This is a genomic window from Dokdonella sp., from assembly GCF_039926425.1.
Taxonomy (GTDB): domain Bacteria; phylum Pseudomonadota; class Gammaproteobacteria; order Xanthomonadales; family Rhodanobacteraceae; genus Dokdonella_A.
The window spans coordinates 1-2,579 of record NZ_JBDSWZ010000196.1 but is presented as its reverse complement, the minus strand read 5'-3'; the positions used below and the strand labels follow the sequence as shown (position 1 = coordinate 2,579).

Annotated in this window: 1 protein-coding gene and 1 pseudogene; both read right to left on the bottom strand. The window is 65.1% G+C overall.

Annotated elements, in window-relative coordinates; genetic code table 11:
- Nucleotides 1–650, bottom strand: a 650-nt coding sequence (locus ABIV12_RS11460) for a transglycosylase domain-containing protein (protein WP_348059360.1), incomplete at its 3' end; no start/stop codon positions are given.
- Nucleotides 651–755: 105 nt separating this feature from the next.
- A pseudogene (locus ABIV12_RS11455) lies at nucleotides 756–2,579 on the bottom strand (alpha-2-macroglobulin family protein); the annotation flags it as partial.

Here is a 2,579-nt window from a genome sequence, read left to right as displayed (position 1 = left end):
CGCACGCGACGACTCGGATCCTGAGGAAGGACCGCGAGCGTGAGACTTTCCGGCAGCGTGAGCGCGGACACCGGCTTGTCGAAATAGATGCGGCTTGCTGCGGCCACACCTTCGATGTTGCCGCCGTACGGCGCGAGGTTGAGATACGCCTCGAGGATCTCGCTCTTCGAATGGCGAAGTTCCAGCCACATGGCGCGCAGGACCTGCACGGCCTTGCCACCGGGCGTGCGGGTCGAATCCCGATGCAGCAGCCGCACCAGCTGCATCGTCAGTGTCGAACCGCCCTGCCTCGCGCCACCGCGCACGTAGGTGACGATCGCACCACGCGCAAGGCTCCACGGATTGAATCCCGGATGCCAGCGGAACCAGCGGTCCTCATGCAGCTGCACGGCTTCGACAAGATCACGCGGAATGTCGGCGAGCGGAGTCCACTCGCGGTACTTGTCGTCGCGACTCAACGCGAAACGGAGCAATCGATCGTGATCGTCGAGCACCGCGGTCGAGGTCGCAATGCCGGCCGACAGCGGTGCGTGCGGGTACAGCCGCAACGCTGCGAGAACCGCGCCGAGCAGCAACGCGACGACGAGCCAGTTGTGCCAGCGACGCCATGCGGTGGCGGTCGCCGGGGATCGATTCGATTCGGGTTTCATCGCATCGACATACGAACCAATCCCTTTTCCCCGATGGCGACGCGCGCAACGTCCAGCCAGGCCGACCACTGCAACCTGCGCGCGTGGAAAGGACGGGGCCTCACGTTATTTCCTGGTCACCGTCAACGTCCCACCGCCCTTCGACTGCGCCTGGATCGTGCGGTCGTACATCGATTCGCCGTACGCCGGCGGAACGACGAACGTCCCGGCGTTCGTCGCCTTGATGCGGTAGACGAATTCCTGTACCGCATTGGTGGCGCTGCCATAGATCACAATGCGGTCGTCGCGCACATCGGCGTAGTCGGGATGCCAGCTCGACGACGCCAACCCGACAGGACTGAACCACGTGGTTGCGTTCGTGCCATTCGCCTCGGAGGCCGCAGCGGCCGCATCGACGCCATCCGTCGGCGACGCGTCGCCGGTGGTATGACTCTCCTGCACCGGTTCGAAACCACCCGGCAACAGGTCGACGATCGCCACGTTGCCGAGACCGTCGCCACGCGTCGCGCGGATCTTCAGGTGCACCTGCAGTTCCTCGCCGATGACGACCTTGTCGACGACCTTTCCGCCTGCGTCGGTGAATTCGCGCACGACCTCCAGGCCTTCCTTGCGCTCGGCCGTCGGCACGTTGCGATCGAAGCCGCTCTGCGCGACGCTGTACCACGCGTTGAGATCGCTCGTATTTCGCAGGCGCAACGCTTGCGCCTTCGCATCGAACTTCGCGCCGTAGACGAGGCCGTCGACCTTGCCGATCGGGGTTGCGCTGCCGTCCGCAGCAACCGCGTCGATGGCCAGCTTGGCCATCAGCTCTGTCCCGGCCTGACTCGCATACGCATCGAGTGCGAGGATCGTTTGTGCCGAGGACAACGTGTTGTACCAGCCGCGTTGCAGCGCACCGACGATGTTGCGCAGTGCATCCGCCGGCAGCGCTTTCGCGCGCTCCGGAAAATGCTTCGCGATCAGATACAGGGTCTGGCTGTCGCGGATCACCGGATCGTAGTAGCGCTCGAACCGATACGCCGATTCCTGCGCCTGGCGCAGCAGGACCTTCTGCGGACCGGACATCAACACCCAGGCTTCCTTGTCCTGCTTGAGCATTTGCAGCGAGGCGCCCAGATACGCTGCCGTGATGTCGTCGTGCCACTCTTTCGCGAAGTTCGCATCAAGCCGCGCGCGCACCGACGCCAGCGCATTGGTGGTCACCTGGCCCTGGCGCGTGAGGAGATAGATGGCAAACGCGCGTTCGCGCAATCCCGCGAGGCTGCCATCGCTTTCGTCGGCGGCGAGCGTGCCGAGATAGGTATTCGCATGCTCGAGCAGATCCGTCGGTGCCGTCTTCCCGCGCTCTTTTGCCTCGAGCAGGAATTGCACCGCATACGCCGAGACGAACCGCTCGGCCTGCGCCGTCGCCGTCCACAGCCCAAATCCGCCTTCCGCGTTCTGGCGGGAACGCAACACCGCGATCAGCTGCGCGAATGCTGCATCGGCTTTCGGCATGCCTTCGCCGCGAACCGCCGTGCCGAACTCGGGATGCGCATCGAACACGAGCGCCGGCATGCCCTGGCTCAGCAACTGCTCGGTGCAGCGATGCGGGAAGTCGGCAAGGTACGCCGACAATCCGCGTGCGAGCACCAGCGGCGCAAACGACAGCGACGCATCACGCTTGGCATGCGCATCGAACATCGCGCGCAACGGCTTCACGTCGGCAACGCCACTGCGCACCGAACCGATGGCCACCTCGCTGCGATACGGCACCGCGGGTCGCACCGACACCTCGACCGTCTGCTTTGCGCCACGGTCGCCACTGCTGGCGACGAAACCCAGCTTGGCAACGCCCGGCTCGCCCTTTGCGCGCAGCCGGAACACGGCAACACCCTCACGCATCTCGCCCAACTTCAATTCCTGCTGGCCGGCGCCGACTGCGTCCAC